The organism is Shewanella sp. SW24, from assembly GCF_025653395.1.
Lineage (GTDB): Bacteria > Pseudomonadota > Gammaproteobacteria > Enterobacterales > Shewanellaceae > Shewanella > Shewanella oncorhynchi.
In genome coordinates this window covers 24,452-50,719 of record NZ_JAKKSH010000032.1, presented here as the reverse complement: position 1 = coordinate 50,719, position 26,268 = coordinate 24,452, and the positions used below count along the sequence as shown (strand labels likewise).

Sequence of the window (26,268 nt, the reverse complement as noted above, 5' to 3'; positions counted from 1 at the left end):
GGTTTACACGCACAGCAACAGGGCTGGGATAAGCATTTTCAGGCCAATACCATTGGGCATCGAACGGTACTCTCAACGATTCGCTTGGGATTGGAGGTACTCAGGCGGCCTGATTATCAAATCACGGAGAAAGAATTGCTGGCGGCCTGGGTATTATTCGCCAATCAGTTGCTCAAATATGGCTATGCTATGGCTGATTTATGAGGGGATCCTTCAGTGCACCGCTGCATTTTACCAAAGGTCTGAGTAAGCTACTCAATCCCATAGGTGAACTGATTTATTAAACCTTTTGACTGAGTTTTTAAACAACAGCAAACGCATAGATTCATTTATAAATTCAGTTTAATGAGTCCATTACATAACTGACTACGATTAATCCCATTAAAATGACCTATTTTAGTGGGATTTTTTATAACATTTACCTATAAAACGGCAATATTAACCTTAGTCAATTACCACAAAAATAAAAAACAACCCATAAACAGACCTAACTATACCTCTTTAAATCAAGTAAATAGCCACGAAAAATACACTTTAATTCAACATTAGCAAATAAATAATGACATCGAATAAAAATTAAACTTGCATAAGCTATTTTTATTGATATACTGCACGTCGTTTTGAGATACACCTTGTTGTTTACCTTTTTAACCCAGCCTGATATTTAGCAATCAGAGTTCGGTCCTCATAAAGAAAGCCTACTACAAGCAAAACCCCATAAGCTCAATCATTCGATATCACTAAAATCATGTGGTTATGTCTGTGAACTTACCGTTCTCCTTGTTGTCATAGTATTGTCATTAAGCTATGGTCAACTGGTTGAATCGAGTTATTCCATTGACGTAATCGACAACATGAAATATTTATCGATTAAGCATCTCTTGATTAATGAATCAAAGATGGGGTAACCTCGATACTCAATAGAACGAATCTTTCGCACAATTGCTAAGGATATTTTATAGTTACAACTATCTCACCTATGGGTGAATTAACAAAAAGGAGTGTGGCATATGTCATACAAAATTAATGGACATGAAATTACAGTGAACTTCCCTGTAGATTCAATCTCAGTAAATAAAACCTCAATTGCTTTTACCGATCGTCAAGGTAAAAACAGACAGACTTTTTCTAAACGTACAGAAGCCATCAGCTTTATGAAATGGTTATTGTCCGCGAACAAATAAGTCAAAAAGTAAGTAAAACGATAAGTTAAAAATTAATACCGCAGTACCCGTTTACTCAAGTGTATTTAATCGGTTTCCATTATCTTCGCAGTACCGAGCACTTAAGTAGACTGATAGCCGAATGTCACGAACACGCTATCCTTTTTTACGTCATTATGACGAGCACATTTGGTTCAGGCTGTATCTCTCTCACACAGATACCTGCCGAACCAAATGAGTCAAATCCAGCGTTAGATCACCTCTTTCCATTGCAGCATCCGCTAATATTCATACACATGAATACTGTTCAGCACATCATCTATGCCAAAACCCAATACTCAAATTGCCATGCAAACCTTGATAAACCAGATCAAAGAGACTATTCCACTCAATTTAGAAGAAGCACAACTGTGCCAGGGACAATGTTTAGGTTGTTCGAAAAAAATGCTGGAAATGTTAGATGCCGAAATCAGTTATTGGCAATTTAGTGAGGTGACGCCTAGCCTAAAAGATTTAAAAAACCTCGAAAACATTGGCCGTCGTACCTATAAAATTCTTAAACGGAACCAGTTACTGTCTTAATCGCTTGTATTTGCATTTGACTATTTATGGGGCGCTTTACTTACACGACGTAAAATAAATTCAAAACTTAACTGACAATATGACCCTAATAGAAATCACATTGCCAGTTTTATCTTCGCTATTGTCGATAGCCGTTAAAAATCACAAATCGATAAGCTCAACTTCTAGACTCTGCCAACCTTGCGCGAATATCTGCCAAAGAATATTCCGTTAATAGTTCACCATCGGCAAATACGGGAACAAACTCGCAATTGTTGACATCTTGCCAGCTGGCTTGATCTTTAAGATAAAATTGACCCTGCTCATCTTTAAATACCGCTACTAAACCCTTAGCGGATTTTTTAGTGCCATCATCTGTTTTAGGATCTTTAAATATTTCTCTATCTTTACCATCAACTTTCGCAAAGGTCGCTTTCACGGCATAACCGTCAGTATCTCGGGTCACGTGTTGATAGGTAAAACTGCCAATCCCAAACACAATATTGGTTGACGCAAAACCTTTGGCCTTTAAACCAGCACAAATGGCTTCAGCACGTTCTATGGTGATTGAATCGCCATAGATCAGTCCAACATGGCTATTCAGCGCTTTGTAACCTTTGGCAGTTGTGCTACCCCCAAAGACGTCCCACAGACACTCAATAGCGCCTTTATATTCAGGACTCCCGATTGGTGCTTGTGGATCGCCACAAATGATCTTCACAGGGCAACCGGTATCAGGCCTAAACACCACTTTGCCATCGCGGGCAAGAATGCGGTCTTTTAACGCTAAGGTGAATTCTGTCATCACCTGCCAAAAATCCCAAGAATCTGAAACAATGCTGACAATGCCCGTAGGATAAATATCTTCAATCAGACGGCGGAACGTCTCTAATTCATTCTCCATGCCACCTGCACACATCACACTGTGCTCCGTTGCGGCCACACTGCCGCCAACGAGTTCATTATCACTATCGGCACGGTAATATTGCTCAAGAAAATCAATCGCGGGAATGGTATCTGTACCCGTAAAACTGAGTAAATGGGCGGCGCCGCTCATTACCGCAGCCTCTGCACCATACATGCCGCGGAAACTAAAATCATGGCCCTGCCAATCAACAAATGCGATGTCACCATCGGTTTCTAGCGCGTAAGTCTCAAATATTTTGCGGTATTGCAGCGCGGTAGTAGCACTGGTACACATACCCCACACATTAGCGGAAAGGATGGTTTCGAGATAATTGGTCAACCAAAAGAACCGCTCATCGGTATTGTACAAAATCAAGCAAGGCACTTTTAATGGATACACTGAGCCTTCAGGTAATGCCATAATTTTAATTGGTAAATAACCTAAATCATGCAACTCCTCAATATGCTGAGTGCCAACATTATTCGGCCCGAGATAGTTATTGATACGGCGGGAGAATTGACGAATGACCTGATCTTTAGGTTGTTGAAAGAAATCACGGTTCCAACTGTCGATCAAGAAATGCTTGATAAAATACTGCAAGCCAAAAAACACCATTTGGTCTGTATAACCACGACGGGATTTACGGGCGGTCAAGTTACTAAAAATCACTTGAGTATTATCGGGATATTGACGACGGTGGTCGACTTTATAGCCATCAATGGCGGTAACGGGATTCAAGTACATAATATTTTCCTTAATGATTCATATAACTCAAAACAGCATGGCAATCACAGAACTCGCTCGAAATATGTGCAGGGACACCTAAACTATCGGTACAAAATAATCTGTCGATGCCCACCTCGCGCAGAGCCGATTCGCTGGCCTTATCTTCATAATGTGACACGATCAAAATGACGCTTTGGGCCCCCTTTTGCTTTAACTTGATGGCAAGTTCGATAAAAGTTCTACCACCAGCACAAATGTCATCGACGATTAAGCAGGTTTTACCCGATAAATCATCACAGAACACTTCGGTAGCGATAATATGACCATTGACCACATCGCGATGTTTATCGGCCCTGATCACCGGCATTCCCTGTAACGCTTTAGCTAAGCCGAATACTTTTTTATTCGCCCCCGCATCGGGCGAGACTAACACTAGCTCACCCGATAATTGGGCAGTGATAGCGGCGACAAAGCTGTGATTGTCTATAACCTGAACTCGGTCTAACAATGCGGCGGTGACATCGCTGTGAGGGTCAAAAACGGTGACCGAAGCATATTGCTGCTGATTAATTAGGCTAGCATAGACTTTTACCGACAAGGCCTCACCGGCATTACACACCCTATCTTGGCGAGCGCCCGGCATATAAGGCAGTAACAGCTCAATTTGCTCTGCACCACTACGACGCAATGCATCAGTTAACAACAAGAGCTGCATGATGGAATGATCGCCACGATAACCGAAGAAAACTGTGACGCGTTTCGCTGGAGGAACCAGTAGTTGAACATGGTTTTCCCCCGCACCAAATTGAAATAAACGGTAGTGAGTCTCATCGCTAGCTGCGGGTAACCGATAAAAATCGGCTTGCGAACGTTGAGCGTGAGAAGCATCTTGAGACGTTTGAATACGTTGAGACGCTTGAATACGTTGAGACATAGTAACCTCCTGTCTGTGGCAAGATTGCCGAAATTGACGGCGCCCTTGTTATCTACATGAACAATAGTGTCTTAAAGACATTATTGTGTAAAGTTGATTTTTAGACTATTTCAAACGGAGCAACCTGAAATGTTATGCTTAAATGGCATATAGTGTCTTTTAGACACTATTAGTGGGAAAGACAACTAAGAAGCTACAATATGGGTATCAAGTGATACAAGAACCGGAGACATTAAGGCAAAATCAGTAATTAAACAGCCTTTACTGATTCAAAGTCACCATGAATAAGGCATAAGCAGTCGCCGTTACTCATATTGAGCAAGGCGAATATCTTGCTTAAATCCATATTCACTGTGATCAACATTCTAAATTTCTTAAGAAGCGATACGATGCGGTATTGGGTTTCAAGCGGTATAAATTAGCAGGACGACCACGTTCGGTGCGCTTTAATCCCGTATCGATCAATAAATCAGCCTGTTCAACCCGCCGACGAAAAGATTTACCTTGGATAGGCTTGCCCAGTAAAACCTCATGTACATGCTGCAATTCTGGCAAGGTAAAAGGTTCAGACAGTGCAAATCCTGGCACTAAAGAATATAAGGCTTTTTGTGTTAAGCGTTCCCGCGCTTGCTCGATTAACTGCAAATGATCAAACGCCAAGGGCATCTGCAACACATCCACTAATGGCCACCACTTAACATCACTCACTGAATCAATCTGAATTTGGCAAGCTTGATAACTCATCAAGGCGGTATAACACACAGTCACCGACCAGCCTCTGACATCGCGACGACTATTACCCACAGTGCAAAGCTGCTCAATATAAGGTGGCACTACTGCGGTTTTCTCATGCAGTTTACGTAATACAGTTTGCTCAAGGGATTGATCGCAATTTTCATCGATAAACCCTCCAGGTAATCCCCATAAACCTAAAAATGGATGATTTGAGCGTTGTACTAAGAGTACTTTAAGTTGCTGATCGTGATAGGTAAACAATACGGCATCCACTGTCAGTAGCTGAGCCTTAAAAACCTTAGGATTGTAATTGGCGAGATATTCCGCTTCAGTCATTGATATTCCCCATCGTTCCAAATCATCAGCTTAACTTAGCATTACACAGCTTCAAACATATTATGTCTTAGTGTCACTAAGTCAATGATCTGAGGCACAGGATTAGCCACTTTGGCCAAATTTACGCTGATAACGCGGCAACATGGTCTCGTTCCCCAATAATCCGCCTTGATGCAAATACATCACATGACCTGGTTCACTACGTTGTAAATAATCTTCAAGCACAATAAAACCTAAGGGATCGTAGAGTAATTCAAACTGCACGCCTGAGGCGCAGACCCGCTGCCACATGGCATAAAATTCGGGGTAAAGTTTACCAAAATGATATTTCTTGCCGACATTAACAATCTGTGGATGCTCACTGGTATTGGAATTAAGTAAGGAAAATTGCAAGCGCAAATAATCATCGCCACCGACAACAGCACAAGTCACGACGCGAATATCCGTTTGCTGACGGATAAAATACTGATTTAAAAATAACGCAGTCGTTCCCGTCCCCGATGGTAAAAACACCGTTAAATCAACCAATCCATTCGCATTCGCAAACAGTACTATCTCTTGCGCCAATCTATTAACCCCGTATTCGGCGTAAGCACAGCGACCACCCTCTGGGATAAAAAGCGCCGTCGGCTCATTCACGAGTACTTGAGCCTCGATATAATCTGGGCAACTCAGTCGCACATCGCCCACTTGCGCAGTAGGGTCAGGCCTAGCATTAAGATTTGACAAAACGTGAGGCTCAGATTGCGACTGAGTGCACGCCTGCTTTTGTGCTATTAACACACTTAAATCGATAATATTAGCGCCATTCGCTAAAGCGGCAGCGTAATTGCCCGTAGGATGTTTAACCACTTGACTGGCAATATGATCTACATAAAAATCACATTGCCAGCCTTTCATCTTCGCTAATGTTGACAATGAATACAGTGAGTTAGCCAATGGCGAGCCGTGACCTATCACCTTGCTGATGCCTGCAAATTCATGATCTAAAAAATAGCCGAATTTGCGAGCTTTATTGCCACTAAACGCCGGATGCAGTAAATCATCACGTTTTAGGAATATGTCTCTGCCAGCAAAGGCAAATGTATCGACAGGGGAATTTGCAAACATCAAGCTACTCAAACGATTAAATTCTCTGGTTTTTAAGCCAGTTAAGGGAAGGCTAGTGTAACTCCGACCTTCCTGTTACGCCCTTAAGAAATTATCAATTTGGCGAAAAACTAGTGAAAATGACACATGAATCTCGAATGCATAAATTTAAACCATTGATTATTAATAAGTTAAATAGTTGGCATAGTTATCGCTTAGACATTGACATATATTCAATTTATCAAAGCTAACGATAAAGGCTAACAGGGTAAACACAAGGAGTTTTCAATGGCTGTATTACGCTTAATATTCAACATAGCTTGGTTTGTACTCGGCGGATTTGTAATGGGACTCGCTTGGTGGCTCGCAGGTATCCTGTGTTTTATCAGTATCATTGGTATTCCCTTCGGCCGCGCCTGTTTTGTTATCGGCGAAATGACCTTTTGGCCCTTCGGCCAAGAACAAATGAACCGTCGCCACTTAACTGGACGTGAAGACTTAGGCACAGGTGCATTAGGCATGGTAGGAAATATCATTTGGTTCTTACTGTTTGGGATCTGGTTAGCCATAGGGCATTTGGTCCACGCCTTAGCTTGTTTTGTGACGATTATCGGAATTCCCTTTGGGATACAGCATCTTAAGTTGGCTTTACTCAGCCTCACACCGATAGGCCAAACCGTAGTGGCTAAAGCTTAATAAGACAATGCGTTAACTGCGCTATTCACTCTCGATTATTTGGTTTCAAGAGTGGATAGCGCTTTGTCATCCCATACAGCAAATATCGCTTCGTTTAAGGCTATTTCTTCCTCCAATAAATCATTGCAATCATATTGAGTATTGGCAGACTCGCTATCCGCAGAAAACTGCGCTTGCGGCTTAGTCGCCCCCACAATGTCCAACAGATAATGCGCCAGTTTTGCGGGTGCATCTATAGCAGCATCGTGACCACAATACGCGAGTACAATCAAATCGGTGTAAAAATGCCGTGCTAACGCCTTACTCGATGCCATACTCACCAGCGCATCACGGTCACCGCAGAGCACAGTTATCGGTACTTCCACTGTCAATGGACATTGGTATTGAAAAGCCGCCCAAAGTTGTCGCCATACATTGCGTCGACTTGGTGTGGTATCGCGGCGAAACTCACTCCACTTGACAATTAAATCTCGGTCTCGCCGATGACGAAAACTGGTTAAACGCACTATAGTCGACTCGATTGGATGTAAAGCATTACCCCGAGCACGCATGAAAAAAGCCTTCAATGCATTCAGCGGATTAAATCTTTGATACCAAGACGATAAATTCGCCGCACTGCTGTTTAATACAAAGACATGCCTTATCTGCCAAGGTCGCTGGCATGCCATTTCCAACGCCAACATACCTCCCATAGACAAGCCGAGGAGATAAATAGTCTCCCCTTCCTGTGCCTGCTCATCCAATTGCTGCCACACGGCATGGGCATAATCAGCAATCTTAAGCGGACTTAATTCGTGGGATAGCGTCCCATTGCCCGGAAGATCCGGTGTCAGCACTCGCAATCCCTTTTGTCGCAGACGCTGATCGAAACCATTCCAATGGCGCTGATCACGCATTAATCCTCTTAATAACACCCAAGTGGTCATGACTGAGACTCCCGATACCAATAATGCCGTGCGCACTCTGTCAGCTCAGCCAAACGTTCAGGTGTTAACTGCTCTAACGATTGGGCATAGGCCGCTTCCATCATAAATTGCATGAGTACTGTGTGCCTGCGTAAAATTCTGTGGTGACGATGTGTTTTTTGTGGATTAAAAAATCCAGCAAAATTAAATATTTGTCTAGGATTCTTCTTTATCCATGCCCAAGATCCCATCTCTAATGTCAAAGGTAAAAATGGCACCTGAGCAGAAGGATCTGCCACTTGGTGCTGGCGATAGAGATAATCCCAAATATCACCATGAGTGCGATAAAACTGGCTCTGCGGCGCGAGCCGATAATGGCCGTGATGGGGATAACTCTGTTCAAATAATTGTTTTAGATGAAAAATATAATTGGCATTTTCGAAGGCGGTACGGGTATGGGCGTAGGGGAACCAGATATGATCACTCAAACCAAATCCCGAGTGGGCATCGAGCGAAATCAAACTTGTGCTGCGACTCAACAGTTGTTGTACATAGGCAACTAAGCCCGCCGTTTCCAGCTCCATTCCCCCAATACCGCGATACCAGGGCAGCCGTGACGATATACGCTGTCCTCCCACCATAAAGGACACTTTTTCACGGGATTCTATCGGAGCGTTACGCATCAAATCCACTTGATTACCATTGCCCCGCGTTCCCATGAATAACCCAACAGGATTCACTACAGGTACAAAAGCTAACCGCAGGCCCGTTAGCATCTGTTGTAGGTGTTTATCCCAAACAAGCCGCTGCAATAAACTGTTTAACAATGCCAAAATAACTTGAGATCCAATACGTTCAACCCCATGCACGCCACCCACAAAGAGCACTGTCGAACAAGGCGTATCTGTACCACCTAACTCAACACTGTAAAGGGGGAAATGCTCTTGGCGGAATGGAATGTCGGCAAGGATCTGATAATCCAACTTAAGATGATGAGTATCAATGAGTTGCTGCAGTGTATCTAACTCAAATGGAAGCTCAAAAGGAAGTTTCTTCATGTCACCTTAATCAATAAAATGAGAGAACAACTCATGCCGTTAAAGTGATACTAATAGTGAACAAAGACAAAATGATGACAAACTGCATATCAGAAGTGACTTTACGGGGAAATAGGCGGAAAAATAGCGAGTAAAACAAAGAATAAACTATCCTAAAACCCTACATTAGTCTTCACGATAAAGTAGCTCTCCAATGATGGTTTCTACGTCAACCTGCGCTAAACCTTGGTCAACAATATCTCGCCAACGCCGTCCCTCTTCTGTATTACGAAACGCGATATAGAGCTGCTTATTCGCCAGAATTTGCCGATTGATTTGCAACTTTGTCACCAGCGGCTGTAAGGGCTTTTGCTTGAGTAAATAGTGCAGAACGTTGACATCAATCACCGCGGCATCAATCCGACCTGCGGCAACTTTTTTAACATTATGCTCATCCGAAGTCACAGCTTCAGTCCGCTGTACACCGGAAACGATCATGCGATCTAAGGCCTGAGTATTCACATAATCTTTCACCACACCTAAGGTATAGCGATTAAGATCTTCAATATAATTCCAACTTACTGGATGGGACTTTTGCTCCACCAGCCCCAATGGACTTTCGCCAATCGGTTTTGAAAAAATAAACTTTTCAGTTTCTACATAGTATTCAGGAAAATAACCTATGTAGTCAGAGTTCGGCATAGTCGTAAGTTTGACAGCGCGGCTCCACGGATAAAAATCCACTTTTAACTGATGTCCCATAACGTTCAGCGCCGCCCGTACCACGGCAATACTGGCACCCTGCTCCGTTAATTGCTCTCCTGAATAAGGCGGCCAAAGTAAAGAAGTGAGCATTAAGGTATCCGCTTTAGCTACGCTCAATCCCATAAAGGAAAGACAATACACAAGGAGCATTGAACGCCATCGAACCATTTAGTACTCCTTTGCCTACATGGATTTACGACTACATCATCGACAACTTAACGCTTTCGTTTTTATCTGCCGAGATTTTATGACTGGTTAGATTTTATGACTAGTTTTAGTATAGCCATCAAGCCACAGTGGGGAAGTGAAGTTTTGTTACAATTAGAATAACGACATTAGCAGCAAAAGCTAACTCAAAGTGCAGCTTGGCTTGATGGTATGACTCGCCGACTTTTTCGTTAGCCAATTAGCTTGTTCGTTTATCTACTAACCGAAATAGCTAGACAGAATCAAATTCAAGCCGCATTGCGCGGCTTGGAAGTCAAATATCAATAGTATTAATCAACTCAAAGCCAAATGACTTAAGCATTAATATCTTCATATAACTCTTGATACATCAGCTCACGCATTTTGAATTTCTGAATCTTCCCCGTCACTGTCATTGGATACTGATCCACAAACTTGATATAACGCGGCACTTTAAAGTAGGCGAACTTCTCGGTGAGAAAATGACGAATATCAGCCTCTGTAATCGCGGCTCCTGAGCGGACTTTGATCCAAGCACACACCTCCTCGCCGTATTTATCGCTTTGAACGCCAAAGACAGCCGCATCCTGCACATCTTTATGGGTGTAAAGTTTCTCTTCAATCTCACGGGGATAAATATTCTCGCCGCCGCGAATAATCATATCTTTAATGCGCCCCACAATTTGCACATAACCTTGCTCATCCATTTGACCAATATCGCCCGAATGTAGCCAGCCTTGACTGTCTATGGTTGCAGCCGTTTTCTCAAGATCATTCCAATAACACTGCATAATGCAATAACCACGACTACAGACTTCACCGGGTTGATTAATTGGCAGCACTTCGCCAAATTCATCGACAATTTTCACTTCGGTATGGGGTAAAGCACGGCCAACCGTGAGCACACGTTTCTCTACGGGTGAGTCGATTTCAGTAATGTGATTGAGCGGACTGCACTCAGTCTGACCATAACCAATCAGCACTTCCTTCATATACATCAGGTTTTGTACACGTCGCATCACTTCTTCAGGACAAGTTGCCCCCGCCATCACGCCGGTACGTAAGGAACTCAAATCAAAACGAGCAAATTCTGGGTGTTCCAACTCGGCAATAAACATGGTCGGTACGCCATGCAAAGCGGTGCAACGCTCTTGCTCAATCACTTGCAATGTCGTCAGTGGATCAAAGGATTCTCCGGGGAACACAGCAGTTGCGCCTTTAGCTAAGCAGACTAAACTGCCGAGTACCATGCCAAAACAATGGTATAAAGGCACTGGAATACAGAGTTTATCGTGACAGGTAAACTTCATCGCCTCTGCGACTAAATAGCCATTATTCAATATGTTATGATGGGATAGGGTCGCACCTTTCGGGCTGCCCGTCGTGCCAGAGGTAAACTGGATATTAATCGCATCGTATGGGCTTAATTCCTTAGCAATCCTCTCGAGCATTATCCTGTCAGCGGCGGTCACATCAACGATCAAGTCATCAAAATTCAACATACCGACGGATTTCTCTGCGCCCATACGGATCACAAATTCAAGCTCAGGCACGGCTTTAGCTTGTAATTTACCCGCTGGGCAAGAGGTTAGCTCAGGCGCCAATTCATATAGCATCTCAAGATAATTGCTGGATTTAAACTTATCGGCACAAATTACCGCACGGCAACCCACGTTACTCAGCGCGTATTGCAACTCTTCAGGACGATACGCAGGATTAATACACACCATGATGGCGCCAATTTTAGCGGTCGCATATTGAGTTAAACACCACTCGATATTGTTAGGCGACCAAATCCCTACCCTATCACCAGACTTAATACCGAGTTTTAATAGTCCTGTGGCGAGCGCATCGATTTGGGCAAGATATTGGCGGTAATTCCAGCGGATATGTTGATGGTGTACGACGACAGCTAATTGGTCGGGATACGTTGCCGCAATCTCATCAAGATATTGACCTATGGTCTTCTCAACGAGTTTCGGTGATGACACGCCTCTAAACTCGCTAACATTGAGCGGGCTTATAACTTGGCTTGTAGGAACTGACATTAAGGCCTCCGTGCATTTATTATTATGGTTAGCGAGGTCCAAACTAACCAATCCACGGATCATGTCACAAGTAAAAAAGCACTTTATTAGACTAAAGAGTAAGACAAACGATTAGATAACAATCCATTAAAGCCCAGTGCTAACGGCTGATAAACTCAAAATGAGCACTCGACTTAGGCACATTTAAGCTTTGTAACCGCTCAACAATGGCCAGTAACACCCCTTGGCGACGCATATTTTCTAACACGCCGGGGCTAAAAACCTCGAGTCGCGTCATGGCCGTCAACAGCAACTTACATTGTGCGATGCTCGCATCACGAATATAGGCAGGTTTATCGACTAAGTAACTGTTGTTATACCAATAGTCCCAAGTGAAATTAGCCAATAACCAACCTTGCGTTGTCAGGTCATTAATAAATTCCAGCATTCGCTCATGACTTAAGATCACATCACCCGCCGTAAAATCCTTAAGATATTTAGTGTATAAGCCACAATCGGATGTCATTGTTGAAGTCCCCATAACACACCTCACAGGTTTTGGTTGCCTCTGCTGCCACAACTTGTACGACACCAGTCACAAACCGAGATCGAATTTGACGCTTTGCCTTAGAAACGAGAATTTGCATAAGGCATACCAAATAAGATTACTGTCAACAGGCTAAGCCACGTTATCTGAACGGAAACTTAATCAAACTCACAATATTTGATATGGGTGACGAACTGGGGTATTCGACAAAATTCAGATAAACTCAGCGGTATTGAAGCGCTTAACGGCAACTATGAGTAAAGGAAACAAGATGAACTACTGGCTTATGAAATCGGAACCCGACGAATTCAGCATAGATGATCTTAAGGCTTGCCCTAACCAAACTGAAGCTTGGCATGGGATCCGTAACTATCAGGCGCGTAACTTTATGCGCGATGAGATGCAGATTGGGGACAAGGTATTTTTTTACCATTCAAGCTGCAAAGTGCCCGGAATTGTCGGCATAGCAGAAGTCGTGACAAATGCGTATCCCGACAGCACGGCCTTCGATCCAGAATCGAAGTATTTCGACCCTAAGTCAGATCCAACCAAACCAAGATGGCTGCGAGTAGATATACGCTTTGTCAAAAAATTTAACGAGATTATTCCCTTAAGTTTGATAAAAAGTTTACCCCAACTGGCGGACATGTATTTAGTCTCTAAGGGGTCAAGACTCAGTATCCAACCTGTGACCGCCGAACAATGGCAAGCCGTACTCATGTTAACCCGCTAGAAAGCAATCTTGAACCAGAACGTTCAGCTATAGTTCATTTCGCATCGCCTATTGTTGGCCACATCCAGCATTGGACACAACATCAACTCAATGCCCCTTAGGAGTACAGATGAATAAATTGACCTCAGTGGTAATCACAGGACTTGTCCTCAGCTTAACGATGTCCATCTCAACCTTTGCTAAAGATGACCATGAGCACCATAAAAAGGATAAAAGTCTACCGCCGGGATTACAGAAAAAAGTTGACCAAGGTCAGCCACTGCCACCCGGTTGGCAGAAAAAACTCCACCGTGGTGATGTGCTTGAACATGATATTTATGATCGCGGCCGCATCGTAGTGCCCTTAGACAAAGATGGCATCATTAGCATTCAAGTCGAAGGTGCACTAATCAAACTCGATAATAACAGCCATAAAATCCTCGATATCGTCAATATCATTACCGATTAACTTCGCATGGCAAAATGGCATTTATAACTGACACTTTTACAACTACGCCCAGCGCTTATCTGGGCGTAGTTGTACTTCCTAATACTGCTTTGATCTATCAAAAAACGTTGTTTGTAAGACAATTTATCACCCCAGTCCTCACTCAATAACGTTCTAACTTACAATAAAGCAACATATTGATATTTATCATATCTTTACTATCTGGCTATTGGTCGTAAATTGGCTAAATGCTAAACTCATGCAGGGTGAAAAGATATCGAACAGAACAAGATAAGTGTCACCTAAAAATACTCATGCGGCTAAGGCAAAATCTTAATTGAATTCATAGCATCCCGATAATGACCGTAGACTAACGCTGGATTTTTGATAATGGAAAACACCTCACTTCAACGGGTTAAGCAGGCAATTATTGCGGGGTTCTGGGCATCACTCGCCAGTATTTCTGTGGGGTTTCTATTTAAACTCTGGCTAGCACAATGGGTTGCCAAAGCCGATCTAGCGCTCTATCACACAGTGATCGACATTATCTCACTGTCGCTAATCCTAATGACGGGATTTCGCTCCTCTATGGTGGTGACCTACTCCCAGACCAAGCAAGATGTGGATATCACTAATATATTCCGCTACAGCTTGATCGCTATGGTACTACTGACATGGGGCTTAGTTTTACCCTATATCAAACACAAACTTCAGCTCAATGTAGAATATTTTCAATTGGTTGGGATTATTCTGAGTATGGGGCTCAAGGTCTATTTTACCAATCAAATTGCCATGTACCGGCTATATGCCATCTCCAATAGAGTCACTTGGTTAGAGCCGCTCGCGCAAGTGACTAGCTTTTTATTATGTTTCTATGGCTTAAAACAAACCGCCATTGCATCACTCTTTTACAGCATGACACTGTCATCGCTCATCGTTGCCTTATATATGTACTTAAAACGGCGCAAAGATATTGCCACTCCGCCCTTAAGTGCAGTGCATTTTGATACGGGTTTACGCAGTTTTATGAAGAAAAGCCTGACGGCGTCCATGGAAGCGGGGGCCAGTATCTTGATGATTTACATCACCGTACTGCTGACTATTGCCTATTTCAGCATAGATGAACTGGGTGATTTCCAAGTGGTGGTGCGGCCGATGATCACTTACCTCACCCTGCTTTTTGTCTTTCCCATCTACCGGTTTGTACTGCCCGAAGTCGCAGTGTGCGTACGAGAAAAACGCTTTGACGAAGTCCAACAAATTAAATCATGGCTGACGAAAGTTTCTTTGTGGATCAGCGGTATTTTTTTTGTCGTTATGGTTTTTGCGAGCAAGCCGTTAGTCGCTTGGTTATTCCCCGAGCAATACATTAAAGCGGCCCCAGTATTAATGCATTTCTCCATGTTTTTTATATTTATGATGCTCAATGGCTACCAGCTAGCTTATATCAAAGCTCATGGCTACTTTACTCAAAGCCTACTTATTCGCCTTGCTGGTATCGCAGTACTGGTCGGTACTTTCTACGCTTACCGCCTGTATACGGAGAATGTCGTCGCGGTGATTTTAGCCTTAGGCACGGGCTATTTGATGATGTATCTCATATCTAAACTAATTGAAAGACGCATTCAACAAAGCCTTAACAACGGCGAAAATGCTTAAAACAATAAAGGAAATGACAGGTTTCAACTAAAAAGGCATCCCAGAGGATAGTCTGGAATGCCTTAACAGGAGACAGCATGTCAGCTTATAATTTAGCGCCCATCGAGCATGCGACCAATACCACCAAGCACAGAGCCTTCACCGCGATCACTGCCACCCGCTGATGGGGCATGGGCGATAATACGGTCCGCCATACGTGAGAATGGCAAGCTTTGTAGCCAAACCGTCCCGTGGCCTTTGAGTGTGGCTAAAAACAAACCTTCACCGCCAAAGACCATAGACTTTAATGAGCCTGCACGCTCTATGTCGTAATCAATCCCTGAGGTAAATGCAACAAGACAACCTGTGTCAACTCTTAAGGTTTCACCTTTTAGTTCTTTTTTCACTAAGGTGCCCCCCGCATGGATAAACGCCATACCATCGCCCTGTAGACTTTGCAGAATAAACCCTTCACCACCGAAAAATCCGGTACCTAAGCGGCGATTAAATTTCATCGTCACGCGTGTACCTAAAGCCGCAGCCAAAAAACTGTCTTTCTGACAGATAAGCTCACCACCATGTTCGGCCAAGTCGATCGCTAGGATAGTGCCAGGATAAGGGGCGGCAAAAGCGACTTTACGTTTTTGATTGCCTTGGTTGGTAAAGTGAGTCATAAAAATGCTCTCACCCGTCAATGCCCGTTTACCCGCGCCCACCAACTTGCCAAAAAAGCCTGACTCAGGCTCAGAGCCATCGCCCATTTTGGCCTCAAAGCTAATATCTTGCTCTAGATAATTCATCGCGCCCGCTTCAGCGACCACGGTTTCGTTGGGATCGAGTTCCACTTCAACCAACTGCATACTGTGGCCGATAATTTCATAATCCACTTCATGACAACGTCTAGACATACTGTTCCCCTTAACTGTCAGTTCCTTGTTACTATCCTTTAGATTGACCCCGATGGACGACTCTTTACCTATCGCGGCTCAATTTCACTCTTCATCTCGACCCTAATCTAGATCTAAGCTCAATCTGAATTTAGGCCTTATTTTAACTCTCAATCTAAACCTTAATCTGACCTAGGCATTAATCTATGACATAAAATGTCAAAATGCGATTATTTTATGCGGTAACTTGTATCAAAAGATGACAAGCGAAGACTTATCAACCCAAACCCACACCATTAAACTGCTCAGCCTTAGCAAACTCCTCTAATATCAACTCGGTAAAAAGTTGTCCCGCACGGCCTAACGGACGCTCTAAGGTCGAGACGAGCTGTGGAATAAACGTAAAACGACTGCCACCGACGAAGTCGATTTCAACTAATTCGCCCTTAGCTAACTCTTCTTGCACTAAAAAGTCCGGCAACCAGCCAAAACCTAAGCCTTTTAACAAGGCGTTCTTTTTCATGATAAAGCCAGAAAGATAAAACACTTTATCGCCGCCAAATTGCATTTCATCGCGGTAACTTTTATTGGGTGAAGAGTCTTCGATAGTTAATTCCACATGTTGCTGCAGCTCAGACAAACTAATTTCGCGAATAAAAGATAAAGGATGCGAAGCACTGGCCACCAGTACGCTAGTAATTGCAGGCAACGGCTGCGGATGATAGTAGGGGCCAGTGCGATAATCTTTCACTAACATCAAGTCAGCATTATCACGCTCGAATCTGTGTTGTACACCGCCTAAAAACTCCATATTCAGCTGAATTTTAGTGGGGATCTGATGTTCAGCCATACGCTTTAAGGCCGTCATGATAGGCTCCATCGGTAAGGCACCGTCTATCACTAGCTCTAGCTTTGGCTCCCAGCCTTCACTGAAACGACTGGCAAGATGTTCAATGTTTGCAAGGTGTTGCAGTAACCTTTGTCCCTCGGCCAAAATCACACGGCCCTCTTGCGTCAGCTCAGCACGATATTGCTCACGGCTAAAAAGCGGCACGCCTAAGTGCTCTTCTAACTTTTTAACTTGATAACTCACCGCCGATTGCGCTTTGTGTAATCGCTCCGCCGCCTTGGCAAAACTGCCCTCTTCCACCAGCACTTGCAGCACATTAAAAGCATCAATATCGATGCGCATGGTCACTCCTTGGCTCTAATGAACATGTCACGGAAACACTACGATTCGTAAAGATTAGAATACCATCTAATTTTTAGATTGAGATAACGGATTTATTATTCTTTTTTTTGTTCATTCAAGCAACTAAATTGATAACAAGATCACATAACCATAACGACAAGCGAAGTAGAGCTAATCTCACGCCGCTGTAAAAACCAAGGATCCTCCATGCCATTTTATGTGAAACAAGGCCAGATTCCCCATAAGCGCCATATCGCATTTGAAAAGGAAAACGGCGAGCTTTACCGTGAAGAGTTGTTCTCAACCCATGGTTTTTCCAATATTTATTCCAATAAATATCACCACAACATGCCAACCAAAGCATTGGAAGTGGCGCCCTACAGCCTAGGCCATGGTGCCAATTGGGAAGATTCGCTGGTCCAAAACTATAAACTCGATTCCCGCGACGCCGACCGTGAAGGTAATTTTTTCAGCGCCCGTAACAAGATTTTTTATAACAATGACTTAGCACTGTATACCGCCAAAGTCACCGCTGATACCGACGATTTTTACCGTAACGCCTATGCCGATGAAGTGGTTTTTGTCCACGAAGGCGAAGCCACACTCTACAGCGAGTACGGCACGATTAAGGTCCAAAAGTGGGACTATCTCGTGATCCCACGTGGCACCACTTATCAGCTTAAATTCAACGATTACAGCAATGTGCGACTTTTCGTCATCGAGTCATTCTCTATGGTGGAAGTGCCTAAGCATTTCCGTAACGAGTATGGTCAGCTATTAGAATCGGCACCTTACTGCGAGCGCGATTTGCGCGTACCTACATTGCAAGATGCTGTGGTTGAGCGCGGCGCCTTCCCCTTAGTGTGTAAGTTTGGCGATAAGTACCAACTCACCACACTTGAATGGCATCCCTTTGATTTAGTGGGTTGGGATGGCTGCGTTTATCCTTGGGCATTCAACATTACCGAATACGCGCCAAAGGTAGGCAAAATCCATCTACCTCCTTCTGATCACTTAGTCTTTACCGCCCATAACTTTGTGATTTGTAACTTCGTACCGCGCCCCTACGATTTCCACCCTAAATCGATTCCGGCGCCTTATTACCACAACAACATAGATAGCGACGAAGTCTTGTATTACGTCGATGGCGACTTTATGAGCCGCACGGGCATTGAAGCGGGTTACATGACCTTACATCAAAAAGGTGTGGCCCACGGACCACAACCGGGCCGAACTGAAGCCTCAATTGGCAAAAAAGAAACCTATGAATATGCAGTGATGGTGGACACGTTCGCCCCACTGAAATTAACCGAACATGTACAAAATTGCATGAGCAAAGACTACAACCGCTCTTGGCTAGAAGACTAGCCCCAAGCCACCAGCACTCCCATGCGGGAGTCATTAGAGTGACGGCGTGTTGCACTAAAATAACGAGGAAAACAACATGGCAAGCGAACTAAATCCACTGGGCCTATTAGGTATCGAATTCACTGAATTCGCCAGCCCTGATACTGATTTTATGCACAAAGTCTTTATCGACTTTGGTTTTTCTCTGCTGAAAAAAGCCAAGAACAAAGACATCCTATACTACAAACAGAATGACATTAATTTTCTGCTCAACACTGAGCGCGAAGGTTTCTCAGCTAAGTTTGCTAAATCCCACGGCCCAGCCATTTGTTCTATGGGCTGGCGTGTAGAAGATGCCGGTTTTGCCTATCGCGTTGCCGTTGAACGTGGTGCAAAACCCGCCGATGATTCCAACAAAGATCTGCCTTATCCTGCGATTTACGGCATTGGCGACAGCTTAATTTATTTCATCGACACCTTTGGCGCAGATAACAATATCTATGCCGCTGATTTTGAAGATTTAGACGAGCAAGTCATCACCCAAGAGAAAGGCTTTATCGAAGTCGATCACTTAACCAACAACGTCTACAAAGGCACAATGGAACATTGGGCTAACTTCTATAAAAACATTTTTGGTTTTACTGAAGTGCGCTACTTTGACATCAGCGGCGTACAAACCGCGCTAGTGTCCTACGCCCTGCGCTCACCCGATGGCAGCTTCTGTATCCCGATCAACGAAGGTAAAGGCAGCGATAAGAACCAAATCGATGAATACCTGAAGGAATACAATGGCCCAGGTGTGCAACATTTAGCCTTTAGAAGCCGCGATATCGTTAAATCTCTGGATGCGATGGAAGGCAGCTCAATCCAATGCCTAGACATCATCCCTGAATACTACGACACCATTTTCGACAAGTTGCCTCAAGTGACTGAGAATCGTGAGCGCATCAAACATCACCAAATTTTGGTGGATGGTGATGATACAGGCTATTTATTGCAAATATTTACTAAAAACCTGTTTGGACCGATTTTCATCGAAATCATCCAACGTAAGAATAACTTAGGTTTTGGTGAAGGCAACTTTACTGCCCTGTTTGAATCAATTGAACGGGACCAAATGCGCCGCGGCGTACTGTAAGTATTCATCCTGCTAATAAAAAACGGTACGCACTGCGTACCGTTTTTCTTTCTACGAATATCTACATCGCCATCTAAATCACCATCAGCTTTGACACCAATCACTCGGCTTTAACTTTCCTACGCTAGTCCATATCGATAGGTTTGATAACCTTACAAGGGTTACCCGCCGCCACACAGTTCGACGGAATGCTCTTATTCACGACACTACCAGCACCGATGACACAATTATTACCAATGGTCACACCGGGTAGTACAGATACGTTTCCGCCTAGCCAGACATTATTACCGATTTGAATTGGCGCGCCGTATTCCGTCGTTTGCCGCGCAATGGGATTAATAGGATGTGTTGCGGTAGAAATCATCACATGGGGACCAAACATCACATTATCGCCAATCGAGACGGAGCAAACATCTAATATGGTTAGATTATGATTGGCGTAAAATTGTTTGCCAATATGGATGTTATAGCCGTAATCGCAAAAGAAATTAGGCTCAATATGGGCGCAGTGTTGAATATCAAGCAGGCCACGAAGATGCTCCATTCGGGCATCAAGCAAAGTCGGTTCGGCCAGATTAAACTGATGACAAATGGATTTCGCCCGCATCCGCTCAGCCAATAACTCATCATCCCAAGCCTTATAGGGCTGGCCCGCCAACATTTTTTGTTTCTCAGTCATCGTATTGTCAACATTCAGTCCATGATGACCTAACCCTAACAATCGATTGATGAAAGTTCAAGAACTGCCTCATATGCTCTTGAATGAACTACCCGTCTTGCTGACAGAACATTTAGCTAATAGCCAATGTGAGTCACATTCAAGCATTAAATCTCAATCGAGACAAAGGTCATTGCCTTTGTTCGTCATCACAATAGAGTTCTGCAAATAAATACACTAGACACAAACTGTTCAGCGGCATGACAGGATTTGTCCAAATCATCCGGCTGTGACGCCCTGCTTCACCGAAGATTTCAAGCAATAAATCCGAAGCCCCATCGAGTGCTTTAGGATGTTCAAAGCAAGATTGATGCACATTTAGCACTCCTTCCAAGCGGTAAATTTGTTTTATCCGCGAAAGCTCACCGCAAGCCTGTTTCAATTGGGCAATGGCATTTAGGGTCGCAAGACGACAGGCAGCGTAGCCTTCGCTCACAGTATGATCTGCGCCCAATTGTCCTTGATACTGAAGCTCGCCCTCTAAATAGGGAAACTGACCCGAGGTCATTAACTGACTGCCAACAATTGAATAGGGTTCATAATTTCCAAGAGCCGCAGCAACCTCAGGTAGTTCAAGCCCAGCGGCCACTAGCCGCGATTCAGGAGTGATCATCATAATGTCACCTCCTGAGATGAGACATTCGCAGGATTAAGCAGCGGGGCTAACCACGTCGTCAAATGCTGAGGATTGACTGTCAGCCAGTTCGCAGCGGCCTCATCTTCCGTCATTCCTTGTCGATTAACCGCATAATCGAGTTCTGCAACCATTTGATTCGATAATACTATGTTATCAAGTACCTGAATTTGTGCGGGCGAGAAATTAACCGCTAACTCGCGTTCACGGGCGAGCAATACCGCTTTATCTTTTCCCCCGAGTAAACCTTTAGGGTCCTGAAGATCGCGAATGCCGTATTGATGATGTAAAAATTGTGGATGCCACAAAGGAACGATCACCCAATCGTTTACCGCCACAGCAGATTCAAAAGCGGCGACACAGTCGGCCTGAGTGCCAGTTCTAAATTGATAACCCGCCGCCGTTAATCCATATTGCGCCATGATATTTTTAGAAAATCGCGTGATCCCCGCCCCCTCACCAATCCCTTGAATGATGGGCCGCATACGTTGCTGCACGTTAGGTTTGAGTAAATCCTCAATGCTCGATACTTGCTCAACAGGCACATAATCGGGTACGCCCCAGAGCGCATAGGGTCCATAATGTAGCCCGAGTTGCCGCGTAGCAACTCGCTCTTCGACACCTTGTCGATAAATCCCGTGGCTATGGGGCAGCCATGCTGAACACAGCATATCCACTTTGCCTTCACCTAGCTGCTCAAAATTAGCCTCGTGCAATGCATAGCTTCGTTGCACCTCTTTACCCATAATCCCTATCACATGGGTCACCACAGCGGCGGTGACGCGATGAAAACTTAAGTCTGTCACTCCCATGCGAATCATCGGCTTACCCTGTGGGCTCTCCATATTTGTACTCGTATTCAATGAATTCATACCCATCACACCTCGAGGAAATAATGCCAATGATGCCAAACTGCCCAATCCCAGCGTTTGCAATAATTGCCTTCTGAAGACATTAATCTCCGCCATGTTCAGGCTCCTTGGTGTCTAAAATAGTGAGCCTATCCATCACAATTCCTACGATGGCGTTATCCTTTGCATAGGGGAATATCATCTCTACTTTGATGCCATTCGGATCTTCAAGAAACAACTGATGTTCACCAATCTCAGGCACAATTCGTTCCTCAAAAATCATCCTCTGCTGGCATAAATGCTGCTGCATCTGGTGTAAATCCGTACCACGAAACGACAAATGGTCAACACGTCCCGAGCCATAAATATTTCTGCTTTCCCCTAAGTAGGCATCTAGCGCTTGATCGCCCGCTTCCACCAAATGCAAAATGGGCTTATTTGAGGCATAGAGCCAATGTCCAGGAAAACCAAACTGTGGCCGCCAACCTAATTTCAATCCAAGGATAACTTGATAAAACAACAGCGTTTCAACCAGTTTGGGTGTTCTGATGGTAAAGTGATCCAATCCGATTATGTTCATATTGTCATCCTCTGGCAGTACTGACTCGGTATAACCAAGTGCGAATCCAAACCGTTTTAATCCGCAAAAATCGTGTGAATAAATTCAGTTAAGATAAGCACTTGACGTAAGGTTATAAGATTAATTGTTAAGGTTAATTACCACGAACGCCCGCCGCTAACGGCTTAAAACGGAAAATATAATAAGGTGGACTGTTTTCAGCTTTGCCATTGTTTAATGGTGCCGATAACGGTAATTGCGCAGCCCCAGAGTACAAATAACCTTGCTTGCCATAACTCACACCGTCGGGCCAAACCATACGTTCATCATGGACATAAGTGCGATACTGGCGAGAATCAGCAGGGATCACACCAATGGCCCGCTCTCCCACTTCTGTTAGATACAAATTATTCGCTTCATCAATACTTAAGCCACCGTTGTCGGGCTTATCGGCATAAGCCTCCACTTTGGCAGAGAGTGCCGCAGGCGTTAACGAAGGATTGATGAGATCTGTCATCCGCACACGGTAAACTTTGTCTTTATTCATCGGGGCAAAGTAGAGCCATGTTTGGGTTTTATCTAAAGCAATGCCATCGGCACCCACATAGACTTCAATCTGCTTTCTACCTTTTGAGTCCTTATCGATAATCAGTGGCCGCTGTAAGTCTGGCATCACACTGTTATCACCCTGTAATAGGCGCCGACTTTTCCCTGTATTTAAGTCCACAACCACCAGCGCAGCCTTTTCACCAATGGGACCCGTGCCAATCCCCTCATCGGCAATCACAATCGCTTGATGTCGAGATGAGATAACAAAGTCATTATGTTGTGACTCAGGAAGAGAGACTGGCGCGGGCAAATGAATAATGCGATCTAATTGGTTTTTCTTGGTATCCCACGCCACTAATTTAGGCTCAATACGTGGCGCCTGCTGGCCAGAGTCTAATAGCCAAACTCTGTCTTGATCGTCGGTTCGCAGCCCCAACACCCAATTAAGGCAAGTGTCAGGTTCTTTCGCTTTGCCCTGCGGATCATGGCATTGCTGCCAATCCGAATTAGGAAATGGCTTAGTACTACCATCCGCTAAAAGCTCTGCCACCTTAATGTTAGGTTGATAGAAAGGGTGATAACTGAAAATCAATCGATCATCTGATGTGAAAGTAATACCGCCCACAGCCCCATCAAGTTCGGCAAAGACTTCCATTTTTGCCAGCGGCTCAGTCTGTGTCGCCCATGAGTGAGAACACAACAAACTGGTTGCCAGTAGAGTAAAAGCCTTTGATAAAATTGGGTATGTAATGCGCTTAGATAATATGGTCATCTTCATTCCTCCTAACGTGGGCCAGCTAAAAGCGTTAAACTTGCTTCGCCTAATCTATGCTGCCAAAGATAGAATCCCACCAAAGCGGGTGTTGATCCCTTGTCTATCGGCAACTGCGCCACATCCAAAGCATGCACTGTCCATACATAACTGTGTTCACGTCCCTCTGGTGGACAAGGTCCAAAGAATCCAGGTTTACCTAAATCGGTATTAGCTTCAATGGCACCACTGGGTAGCGCTCCGCCATTCACACCACCTGCGAGAGTCGACACCGGTGCCGGAATGTCATACACAACACGGTGCCAAAAACCACTGCCAGTAGGCGCATCTTTGTCATATAAAGTGACAGCAAAGCTCTTGGTACCGGCAGGTACATTTTGCCAAGTTAAACGCGGCGCAATATTTTCGCCCGAACAACCAAATTGATTCCAATAATACTCAGGAGGAAACCTTGAATTATCAGCTAAATTACTTTCGAGACTAAACGCAGAGGCACTGTCGTCAGCCATAACGTAATTAATACTGGCAGCCAAAGCGACAGTCACCAAGAGAGTCTTTTTAAAAGAGGAGAAATAAGGCGATTTCATAATGTGCTGAACCCATTTTTGAACTGTCCTAGAACAGTCATTAACCATTGATTTGAGAATGTGGGTTAGCATATCAATCAAATTATGATTGATAAGGCGCATTTGGTTGATATGAGTTTCAAAAAATATTGGATAATCTCAACATGCTTCTCAGTTATTTTTAGGTTATGGTACTTTCAGCAAAAATAATGCAAAAAAGTAACAGCCAAACGACTAAGATATGTTCGTAACACAATAATATAACGAGGATTCGCTATGATTAAAGCGGCTTATCAACCTTGGTTTCCCGTGAACAGAAACCTAAAGCCACACCCGAACCTGAGTTGCAGATTAGACCATTTATCTTTAACCATACTGTGGCAGGAACTTGATAACGATGCATTCACGATGGAATTATATTTCCCTACGATATCAGGAATACAAGTAATTGATGAGTCAAGTTATCAAACCTTCTTAGATAACATAAGTGATATTCAACATGATGATAAATGCAATACGCCATTCCCTATTGATTCAGATTTAAATATCACGAATCAATCCAATGCCGATTATTTTTCTTTACCTTGGCCAATATGGAAGTCGGTAAAAAATGCACGCCGCCCTTATTATGGTGAATTAGGCGAACATATTTACCAAGACCTATACAGTTATTATATAGTGGGCGCCGATAGTGTTTACTTGATCGATACTGATGTAGAACCTACAGTCAATGTCTTATCTTGTTAACTATGAAGTTAATCGCTGTTAACCGAACAACTGCAGAATTAATCACAATGGGGTTAGTGAGCATATTGTTAATAATAACTACAATATGCTTTTTGCGTGAAATATCGCCAGCCAACACAACCGATTACATTTAAAGAGAGCAAGTTCAAAATAAGCAGATTGGCTAAATCCGCCGTTTTCATTACACTATCGATCTTCTCATCTTCACCCAAGAATGACCAAACCATGCCTGATTTTGCCTTACTCGCTGTGTTTATCCCGACTTTTTTCTTTGTTTCTATCACTCCGGGCATGTGCATGACACTCGCCATGACACTGGGTATGAGCATAGGTGTGCGCCGCACCCTGTGGATGATGTTGGGTGAACTGGTAGGCGTGGCGTTAGTGGCCACGGCCGCCGTGATGGGCGTTGCCAGTATCATGCTCAACTATCCCGAAATCTTTCAAATCTTCAAATGGGTTGGCGGAATTTATTTAGGCTATATCGGCGTACAGATGTGGCGCGCGCGCGGCAAGATGGCCATATTAAGTGATGATGACACTAACCCCAGAGCCAGCAATTTCACCTTGATCTCTCAAGGCTTTATTACCGCCATTGCCAATCCTAAAGGTTGGGCATTTATGGTGTCGCTATTGCCCCCTTTTATCAATGCCGAGCGCGACGTCGCGCCGCAGCTCCTCGCCTTACTGAGCATTATCATGGTGACCGAATTTACCTCTATGCTCGCCTACGCCAGTGGTGGCAAAAGCCTGCGCATCTTCTTGAGCCGTGGTGATAATATTCGCTGGTTAAACCGCATTGCGGGCAGCCTAATGATAGGCGTAGGAGTTTGGTTAGCCATGAGCTAACGGTTTGAACTAACCGCTTAAATGTAACCCGTTCTACCTAAAATGAG

At 44.0% G+C, this 26,268-nt stretch carries 27 protein-coding genes and 1 pseudogene; 11 read left to right on the top strand and 17 right to left on the bottom strand.

The genetic code is table 11. The features are described 5' to 3' along the window. The 3 genes and pseudogenes from L5M17_RS19790 to L5M17_RS19780 all read left to right on the top strand — a co-directional run. Positions 1 to 204, top strand: a pseudogene (locus L5M17_RS19790) (IS4 family transposase); the annotation flags it as partial. Between the two features lie 806 nt (positions 205 to 1,010). Beyond that, positions 1,011 to 1,184 (top strand): hypothetical protein, encoded by a 174-nt coding sequence (locus L5M17_RS19785; protein WP_006082106.1) that lies wholly within the window; start codon positions 1,011 to 1,013, stop codon positions 1,182 to 1,184. Positions 1,185 to 1,484: 300 nt separating this feature from the next. Then, positions 1,485 to 1,745 (top strand): hypothetical protein, encoded by a 261-nt coding sequence (locus L5M17_RS19780; RefSeq protein WP_011789018.1) that lies wholly within the window; start codon positions 1,485 to 1,487, stop codon positions 1,743 to 1,745. Between the two features lie 157 nt (positions 1,746 to 1,902). Here L5M17_RS19780 and L5M17_RS19775 read toward each other — a convergent pair whose 3' ends face one another. The 4 genes from L5M17_RS19775 to L5M17_RS19760 form a co-directional block, all read right to left on the bottom strand. Then, the gene (locus tag L5M17_RS19775) at positions 1,903 to 3,375 is read right to left on the bottom strand and encodes a nicotinate phosphoribosyltransferase (RefSeq protein ID WP_263148924.1); all 1,473 of its coding nucleotides are present in this window, start codon (positions 3,373 to 3,375) and stop codon (positions 1,903 to 1,905) included. Positions 3,376 to 3,385: 10 nt separating this feature from the next. Further along, positions 3,386 to 4,291 (bottom strand): ribose-phosphate diphosphokinase, encoded by a 906-nt coding sequence (gene prs, locus L5M17_RS19770; protein ID WP_263148923.1) that lies wholly within the window; start codon positions 4,289 to 4,291, stop codon positions 3,386 to 3,388. Positions 4,292 to 4,648: 357 nt separating this feature from the next. After that, positions 4,649 to 5,362 carry an NUDIX hydrolase gene (locus L5M17_RS19765; RefSeq protein ID WP_263148922.1) on the bottom strand — a complete coding sequence of 238 codons (714 nt, stop codon included), beginning with the start codon at positions 5,360 to 5,362 and terminating at the stop codon, positions 4,649 to 4,651. Positions 5,363 to 5,464: 102 nt separating this feature from the next. Beyond that, entirely contained in the window at positions 5,465 to 6,472 is a 1,008-nt protein-coding gene (locus L5M17_RS19760) for a pyridoxal-phosphate dependent enzyme (RefSeq protein WP_263148921.1), read from the bottom strand. A 267-nt stretch (positions 6,473 to 6,739) separates the two neighbouring features. On the opposite strand from L5M17_RS19760, the gene L5M17_RS19755 reads away from it, so the two are divergent. Further along, entirely contained in the window at positions 6,740 to 7,147 is a 408-nt protein-coding gene (locus L5M17_RS19755) for a YccF domain-containing protein (protein WP_028759602.1), read from the top strand. A gap of 35 nt (positions 7,148 to 7,182) precedes the next feature. Here the strand turns inward: L5M17_RS19755 and L5M17_RS19750 are convergent, their stop codons facing one another. The 5 genes from L5M17_RS19750 to L5M17_RS19730 form a co-directional block, all read right to left on the bottom strand. Then, positions 7,183 to 8,073 (bottom strand): alpha/beta fold hydrolase, encoded by an 891-nt coding sequence (locus tag L5M17_RS19750; RefSeq protein ID WP_263148920.1) that lies wholly within the window; start codon positions 8,071 to 8,073, stop codon positions 7,183 to 7,185. Further along, entirely contained in the window at positions 8,070 to 9,110 is a 1,041-nt protein-coding gene (locus tag L5M17_RS19745) for a M14 family zinc carboxypeptidase (protein ID WP_263148919.1), read from the bottom strand. The genes L5M17_RS19750 and L5M17_RS19745 overlap by 4 nt, the downstream gene beginning before the upstream one ends. A 165-nt stretch (positions 9,111 to 9,275) precedes the next feature. Further along, the gene (locus tag L5M17_RS19740) at positions 9,276 to 10,022 is read right to left on the bottom strand and encodes a substrate-binding periplasmic protein (protein WP_263148918.1); all 747 of its coding nucleotides are present in this window, start codon (positions 10,020 to 10,022) and stop codon (positions 9,276 to 9,278) included. Between the two features lie 353 nt (positions 10,023 to 10,375). Next, complete coding sequence (locus tag L5M17_RS19735; protein WP_263148917.1) at positions 10,376 to 12,088, bottom strand: AMP-binding protein; 1,713 nt, start codon at positions 12,086 to 12,088, stop codon at positions 10,376 to 10,378. A 139-nt stretch (positions 12,089 to 12,227) separates the two neighbouring features. Next, complete coding sequence (locus L5M17_RS19730) at positions 12,228 to 12,608, bottom strand: DUF6508 domain-containing protein (protein ID WP_168827411.1); 381 nt, start codon at positions 12,606 to 12,608, stop codon at positions 12,228 to 12,230. A gap of 277 nt (positions 12,609 to 12,885) precedes the next feature. On the opposite strand from L5M17_RS19730, the gene L5M17_RS19725 reads away from it, so the two are divergent. The 3 genes from L5M17_RS19725 (at position 12,886) to L5M17_RS19715 (ending at position 15,433) form a co-directional block, all read left to right on the top strand. Beyond that, entirely contained in the window at positions 12,886 to 13,347 is a 462-nt protein-coding gene (locus L5M17_RS19725; protein ID WP_028759596.1) for an EVE domain-containing protein, read from the top strand. A 109-nt stretch (positions 13,348 to 13,456) separates the two neighbouring features. Then, positions 13,457 to 13,795 (top strand): hypothetical protein, encoded by a 339-nt coding sequence (locus L5M17_RS19720; protein ID WP_263148916.1) that lies wholly within the window; start codon positions 13,457 to 13,459, stop codon positions 13,793 to 13,795. 369 nt (positions 13,796 to 14,164) lie between these two features. Further along, positions 14,165 to 15,433: a hypothetical protein gene (locus L5M17_RS19715; protein WP_219255603.1), complete on the top strand. Its 1,269-nt coding sequence runs from the start codon at positions 14,165 to 14,167 to the stop codon at positions 15,431 to 15,433. Positions 15,434 to 15,525: 92 nt separating this feature from the next. Here L5M17_RS19715 and L5M17_RS19710 read toward each other — a convergent pair whose 3' ends face one another. After that, positions 15,526 to 16,320: a TIGR00266 family protein gene (locus L5M17_RS19710; protein WP_028759593.1), complete on the bottom strand. Its 795-nt coding sequence runs from the start codon at positions 16,318 to 16,320 to the stop codon at positions 15,526 to 15,528. Between the two features lie 256 nt (positions 16,321 to 16,576). Next, the gene (locus L5M17_RS19705; RefSeq protein ID WP_028759592.1) at positions 16,577 to 17,491 is read right to left on the bottom strand and encodes a LysR family transcriptional regulator; all 915 of its coding nucleotides are present in this window, start codon (positions 17,489 to 17,491) and stop codon (positions 16,577 to 16,579) included. A 207-nt stretch (positions 17,492 to 17,698) separates the two neighbouring features. On the opposite strand from L5M17_RS19705, the gene L5M17_RS19700 reads away from it, so the two are divergent. Beyond that, positions 17,699 to 18,859, top strand: coding sequence for a homogentisate 1,2-dioxygenase (locus L5M17_RS19700; RefSeq protein ID WP_263148915.1), 1,161 nt, complete (start codon positions 17,699 to 17,701; stop codon positions 18,857 to 18,859). A 76-nt stretch (positions 18,860 to 18,935) separates the two neighbouring features. Continuing rightward, on the top strand, positions 18,936 to 19,976 hold the full coding sequence (hppD, locus tag L5M17_RS19695) for a 4-hydroxyphenylpyruvate dioxygenase (protein ID WP_263148914.1): 1,041 nt from the start codon (positions 18,936 to 18,938) through the stop codon (positions 19,974 to 19,976). 124 nt (positions 19,977 to 20,100) lie between these two features. On the opposite strand, the gene L5M17_RS19690 is transcribed toward hppD, so the two are convergent. The 6 genes from L5M17_RS19690 to L5M17_RS19665 form a co-directional block, all read right to left on the bottom strand. Further along, positions 20,101 to 20,655 (bottom strand): sugar O-acetyltransferase, encoded by a 555-nt coding sequence (locus L5M17_RS19690; RefSeq protein WP_263148913.1) that lies wholly within the window; start codon positions 20,653 to 20,655, stop codon positions 20,101 to 20,103. A 169-nt stretch (positions 20,656 to 20,824) separates the two neighbouring features. Further along, positions 20,825 to 21,310 carry an Atu1372/SO_1960 family protein gene (locus L5M17_RS19685; protein WP_198573679.1) on the bottom strand — a complete coding sequence of 162 codons (486 nt, stop codon included), beginning with the start codon at positions 21,308 to 21,310 and terminating at the stop codon, positions 20,825 to 20,827. After that, positions 21,307 to 22,296: a glycine betaine ABC transporter substrate-binding protein gene (locus L5M17_RS19680; RefSeq protein WP_263148912.1), complete on the bottom strand. Its 990-nt coding sequence runs from the start codon at positions 22,294 to 22,296 to the stop codon at positions 21,307 to 21,309. The genes L5M17_RS19685 and L5M17_RS19680 overlap by 4 nt, the downstream gene beginning before the upstream one ends. Continuing rightward, positions 22,283 to 22,759: a VOC family protein gene (locus L5M17_RS19675; protein ID WP_263148911.1), complete on the bottom strand. Its 477-nt coding sequence runs from the start codon at positions 22,757 to 22,759 to the stop codon at positions 22,283 to 22,285. The genes L5M17_RS19680 and L5M17_RS19675 overlap by 14 nt, the downstream gene beginning before the upstream one ends. Positions 22,760 to 22,892: 133 nt before the next feature. Beyond that, positions 22,893 to 24,059, bottom strand: coding sequence for a major royal jelly family protein (locus L5M17_RS19670; protein ID WP_263148910.1), 1,167 nt, complete (start codon positions 24,057 to 24,059; stop codon positions 22,893 to 22,895). An 11-nt stretch (positions 24,060 to 24,070) separates the two neighbouring features. Further along, entirely contained in the window at positions 24,071 to 24,604 is a 534-nt protein-coding gene (locus L5M17_RS19665; protein WP_263148909.1) for a YbhB/YbcL family Raf kinase inhibitor-like protein, read from the bottom strand. A 297-nt stretch (positions 24,605 to 24,901) separates the two neighbouring features. Between L5M17_RS19665 and L5M17_RS19660 the strand changes: the two genes are divergently transcribed. Together L5M17_RS19660 and L5M17_RS19655 are read left to right on the top strand one after the other, a co-directional pair. Continuing rightward, a complete protein-coding gene (locus tag L5M17_RS19660) occupies positions 24,902 to 25,372 on the top strand; it encodes a hypothetical protein (RefSeq protein WP_263148908.1) in 471 nt (156 codons plus the stop codon). Positions 25,373 to 25,597: 225 nt separating this feature from the next. Next, a complete protein-coding gene (locus L5M17_RS19655) occupies positions 25,598 to 26,221 on the top strand; it encodes a LysE family translocator (RefSeq protein WP_263148907.1) in 624 nt (207 codons plus the stop codon). Positions 26,222 to 26,268: the final 47 nt, after the last annotated feature.